Source organism: Phormidium sp. CCY1219, from assembly GCF_055795085.1.
In genome coordinates this window covers 1-219 of record NZ_JAYFEQ010000064.1, presented here as the reverse complement: position 1 = coordinate 219, position 219 = coordinate 1, and the positions used below count along the sequence as shown (strand labels likewise).

The window sequence follows — 219 nt, the reverse complement described above, 5'->3', positions numbered from 1 at the left end:
CCCGATTAAGTCAACGCCATCGCTGTAGTCGAGGATGGTATCGGTACCGCGACCTTCAGCGAGGACAAAGCGATCGCCTCCTGCACCACCCGTCACCGTATCGTTACCCAAATCCCCCAGCAACCAATCATCGCCAGTGCCACCAGTGAGGATATCATTATCCTTGCCACCCCACAGCATATCATTGCCATCGCCGCCATCCAGGGAGTCATCCCCCTG

The 219-nt window shown here is 57.1% G+C and carries 1 pseudogene; it reads right to left on the bottom strand.

The features are described from left to right. A pseudogene (locus AC0QH1_RS00445) lies at positions 1-219 on the bottom strand (calcium-binding protein); the annotation flags it as partial.